The 5,721-nt window shown below is 43.3% G+C and carries 1 protein-coding gene; it reads right to left on the bottom strand.

From position 1 onward, the window contains the following. On the bottom strand, window positions 1–5,721 hold a 5,721-nt coding region (locus HRU23_20255; protein NRA56472.1), incomplete at both ends, for an amino acid adenylation domain-containing protein.

Here is a 5,721-nt window from a genome sequence, read left to right as displayed (position 1 = left end):
CATCATCGCTTGTCCGCGATAACCACGAGCAAGCAATTCACCACCAATGCATAACTCTCCGATAACGCCGATAGGTGTAGTGTTTAAATTCACATCTAAAATATAGGTGGTGCTTCCACTAAGTGGCCGCCCAATAGGTATATCTGACGGGATCTCCTTTTCGCTATTAACGTAACAACTACAATCAAATATTGTAGAGGATACTGTCGTTTCTGTTGGTCCATAGGTGTTAAGTAAAGCAACTTCTTTCATGCTTGCCTTGCAAGCTCGTAAACCTTCCTGACTCAATGCTTCGCCACCTATACTGATCTGACGCAGAGATCCATAGCTACGCTCTTCCAACAAAGAGAAATCACTCACCAACTGATACCAATAAGCTGTAGATAAATCAGCAACACTAATATTATGTTTTAAGACTTGTTGATAAAACTCTTCGCTACCCCAAAGTTCTTGCCCTCTTAATACCACTGATGCACCACAACATAACGCAGGGTATAGCTGTTCAACAAAAGCATCAAAGTTAAACGTAGCAAATTGCAAAACGGTATCGTTTGATGTTAAATCTAGCATTTCAACAGACCTCACGGCATGACGAACTAGAGAAGAATGATCAATGCAGACCCCTTTAGGCCGCCCAGTGCTGCCTGATGTAAAAATGATATAAGCAAGATTATATGGATGAACAAGATTAGGGATATTGTGTTCGCTATAGCCAATTGCTATATCGTCATCTAACAACAAGACATTAACATCAGCTGAAACCGATAACTCATCAATAACGTTACTTTGGGTTAATAGCAGTTTAAGACCGCTATCTTCAATCATATGCGTTAAGCGCTCTGTTGGATATTTCGGGTCAAGTGGCACATAAGCCCCACCCGCTTTCAGTACAGCCAACAAACTAATAATCATGTCAAACGAACGTTCAACCGAAATACCTACTGGCACATCCGGGCCGACACCTAGCTCTAATAGTTTGTGCGCTAAACGGTTAGCTTTCTCATTTAACGTTTGATAACTAATTTTTTCATCATCTAGAATTAAAGCCGTTTTATGTGGGTTAAGCTCAACTTGTTGCTCAAACAACTGATGAATACAAACCTCGGTATCGTAACTAACCGCGGTATCATTCCAGTCTTCGATAATGTGTTTTTTCTCTGCCTGGTCAAGCAAAGGCAACTCAGCAATGCGCTCATTCGGCTTGGCTACAATTCCCTGTAAAAGCTGTTGCCAATGTTTGGCTAATCGCTCAATGGTGGATGGCTCAAATAAGTCCGTTGCATAGTTAAATGATGCGGAAATACCGCCTTCGTACTCATTAATATCCAGCGTTAAATCAAATTGCGCCGTATGACCATCCCAGCGTACGCCTTCTACGGCTAAACCATCAATATTAGCAAGTTGGGATTCTTTGTTTGAGCCTTTCTCACTCAGGTAGTTAAACATGGCTTGGAATAACGGCGTGTGACTTAAACTACGTTCAACTTGTAGTTTCTCAACCAACTGCTCAAACGGTAAGTCTTGGTTGTCTTGCGCGTCTAACGTCGTTTGCTTAACTTGTTGTAAAAATTCATTAAAAGTTAAGTCATCTGCAAAGTCTGCACGTAATACTTGAGTATTAACAAAGAAACCAATTAAGTTTTCAGTTTCTAGTCGATTTCGGTTCGCAATCGGTGTGCCAACCCGTATTTCTTCTTGACCACTGTAACGATGTAATAGCGTTTGGAATGATGCAAGCAACAAGGTAAACAAGGTGGTGCTTTCTTGATTTGCTAGCTGTGTCAGGTTATTGATGAGTTCGCTGTCTAGCGCTACGCTTTGACTTGCTCCGGCATAGCTCGCTTGCATTGGACGTGCATGGTCTGTTGGTAATTCCAGTACTGGATGCTCTGTCCCTAATTTTTCACGCCAATACGTTAACTGACGTTCTCCTTCCTCGCCTTCTAAACGCTCACGTTGCCATACGGCATAATCGGCATATTGAATCGGTAAACTTGGTAGCTCTGGTGTTTGATGTTGGCTAAACGCACTATACGCTTGCACTAATTCACTCACCATTAACTGCATTGACCAAGCATCAGACACCACATGGTGCTGCACAAGTGCAAGTACATGCGCTTGCGCTGATAAACTAATGAGCTTAACCCGCAGTAGTGGCCCCTCTGCCAAATCGAATACTTCATCACCTAACTGTTGTAATACTTGTTGTAACGCAGCGTCTTGTGATTGCTCATGAGTAAACGATAACGCTTCTGCGTTCAACGTAATCGATACTTTATCTTTAATGACTTGATGTAACTGACCTTCATCACCTTGTGCAAAGTGAGTACGCAACACTTCATGACGCGCAAACAGATAATCAAAACTGTCACGTAGTGCTTCAATATTCAGCTCGCCCGTTAAGCGAAGCGCTGAGCTCATGTGATAAGCCGTGCTCTCTGGCTCTATCTGCCACAAGACCCACTGGCGCTGTTGCGCATAAGAAAGAGGTAACTCTTGCTCACGCGATACTGGCAAGATAACTTCAGACACAACTCCTTCGCTTTGCGCAACCCGCACAGCAAAATCACGTAAATCACTCGCTTCAAACATCACTCGCATTGGGATTTCCGCTGACAATGCTTGCCTAACCCGAGAAACAACCTGAGTCAGTAATAGTGAATGACCACCCAAGGCGAAGAAGTTATCGTTTAAACCAACTTGTTCAACACCCAGCACGTCTTGCCAGATTTGTGCTAATCGTTTTTCTAGCTCAGTAGTTGGCGCAACATAAGTTTGTTGCAGTTGACTGGCATCAGCTTTGGGCAACGCTTTGCGGTCTAACTTGCCATTAGGCGTTAACGGGAATTGCTCTAGCAACAACATATGCGCCGGTACCATGTACTCAGGCAACGCTTGTTGTAGTTGGTTTTTAATATCGGCTCTAAAGCTGTTTTGTGCTTCATTACCCGCTTCAATCAGTCCGCTATCATTGGGGATAACATAGGCGACTAACTGCTGACCCGCATTGCCTTCTTGGGCTAAGACCACCGCATCGCGGATAGCGTCATTACCTTGCAACTGTGATTCAATCTCACCCAGCTCAATACGGAAACCACGGATTTTAACTTGATGGTCAATTCGGCCAACATATTCGATGGTGCCGTCAATTCGGTAGCGTGCCAAATCGCCAGTGCGGTATAAGCGCCCGCCTGACTCGTTGAACGGGTCAGCGATAAAGCGTTCTGCAGTCATCATCGCTTGTCCGCGATAACCACGAGCAAGCAATTCACCACCAATGCATAACTCTCCGATAACGCCGATAGGTGTAGTGTTTAAATTCACATCTAAAATATAGGTGGTGCTTCCACTAAGTGGCCGCCCAATAGGTATATCTGACGGGATCTCCTTTTCGCTATTAACGTAACAACTACAATCAAATATTGTAGAGGATACTGTCGTTTCTGTTGGTCCATAGGTGTTAAGTAAAGCAACTTCTTTCATGCTTGCCTTGCAAGCTCGTAAACCTTCCTGACTCAATGCTTCGCCACCTATACTGATCTGACGCAGAGATCCATAGCTACGCTCTTCCAACAAAGAGAAATCACTCACCAACTGATACCAATAAGCTGTAGATAAATCAGCAACACTAATATTATGTTTTAAGACTTGTTGATAAAACTCTTCGCTACCCCAAAGTTCTTGCCCTCTTAATACCACTGATGCACCACAACATAACGCAGGGTATAGCTGTTCAACAAAAGCATCAAAGTTAAACGTAGCAAATTGCAAAACGGTATCGTTTGATGTTAAATCTAGCATTTCAACAGACCTCACGGCATGACGAACTAGAGAAGAATGATCAATGCAGACCCCTTTAGGCCGCCCAGTGCTGCCTGATGTAAAAATGATATAAGCAAGATTATATGGATGAACAAGATTAGGGATATTGTGTTCGCTATAGCCAATTGCTATATCGTCATCTAACAACAAGACATTAACATCAGCTGAAACCGATAACTCATCAATAACGTTACTTTGGGTTAATAGCAGTTTAAGACCGCTATCTTCAATCATATGCGTTAAGCGCTCTGTTGGATATTTCGGGTCAAGTGGCACATAAGCCCCACCCGCTTTCAGTACAGCCAACAAACTAATAATCATGTCAAACGAACGTTCAACCGAAATACCTACTGGCACATCCGGGCCGACACCTAGCTCTAATAGTTTGTGCGCTAAACGGTTAGCTTTCTCATTTAACGTTTGATAACTAATTTTTTCATCATCTAGAATTAAAGCCGTTTTATGTGGGTTAAGCTCAACTTGTTGCTCAAACAACTGATGAATACAAACCTCGGTATCGTAACTAACCGCGGTATCATTCCAGTCTTCGATAATGTGTTTTTTCTCTGCCTGGTCAAGCAAAGGCAACTCAGCAATGCGCTCATTCGGCTTGGCTACAATTCCCTGTAAAAGCTGTTGCCAATGTTTGGCTAATCGCTCAATGGTGGATGGCTCAAATAAGTCCGTTGCATAGTTAAATGATGCGGAAATACCGCCTTCGTACTCATTAATATCCAGCGTTAAATCAAATTGCGCCGTATGACCATCCCAGCGTACGCCTTCTACGGCTAAACCATCAATATTAGCAAGTTGGGATTCTTTGTTTGAGCCTTTCTCACTCAGGTAGTTAAACATGGCTTGGAATAACGGCGTGTGACTTAAACTACGTTCAACTTGTAGTTTCTCAACCAACTGCTCAAACGGTAAGTCTTGGTTGTCTTGCGCGTCTAACGTCGTTTGCTTAACTTGTTGTAAAAATTCATTAAAAGTTAAGTCATCTGCAAAGTCTGCACGTAATACTTGAGTATTAACAAAGAAACCAATTAAGTTTTCAGTTTCTAGTCGATTTCGGTTCGCAATCGGTGTGCCAACCCGTATTTCTTCTTGACCACTGTAACGATGTAATAGCGTTTGGAATGATGCAAGCAACAAGGTAAACAAGGTGGTGCTTTCTTGATTTGCTAGCTGTGTCAGGTTATTGATGAGTTCGCTGTCTAGCGCTACGCTTTGACTTGCTCCGGCATAGCTCGCTTGCATTGGACGTGCATGGTCTGTTGGTAATTCCAGTACTGGATGCTCTGTCCCTAATTTTTCACGCCAATACGTTAACTGACGTTCTCCTTCCTCGCCTTCTAAACGCTCACGTTGCCATACGGCATAATCGGCATATTGAATCGGTAAACTTGGTAGCTCTGGTGTTTGATGTTGGCTAAACGCACTATACGCTTGCACTAATTCACTCACCATTAACTGCATTGACCAAGCATCAGACACCACATGGTGCTGCACAAGTGCAAGTACATGCGCTTGCGCTGATAAACTAATGAGCTTAACCCGCAGTAGTGGCCCCTCTGCCAAATCGAATACTTCATCACCTAACTGTTGTAATACTTGTTGTAACGCAGCGTCTTGTGATTGCTCATGAGTAAACGATAACGCTTCTGCGTTCAACGTAATCGATACTTTATCTTTAATGACTTGATGTAACTGACCTTCATCACCTTGTGCAAAGTGAGTACGCAACACTTCATGACGCGCAAACAGATAATCAAAACTGTCACGTAGTGCTTCAATATTCAGCTCGCCCGTTAAGCGAAGCGCTGAGCTCATGTGATAAGCCGTGCTCTCTGGCTCTATCTGCCACAAGACCCACTGGCGCTGTTGCGCATAAGAAAGAGG

It is taken from the genome of Gammaproteobacteria bacterium, assembly GCA_013214945.1.
Lineage (GTDB): Bacteria > Pseudomonadota > Gammaproteobacteria > Enterobacterales > Psychrobiaceae > Psychrobium.
The sequence above is the reverse complement of the archived record's forward strand: the minus strand, read 5'-3'. Positions and strand labels throughout refer to the sequence as shown.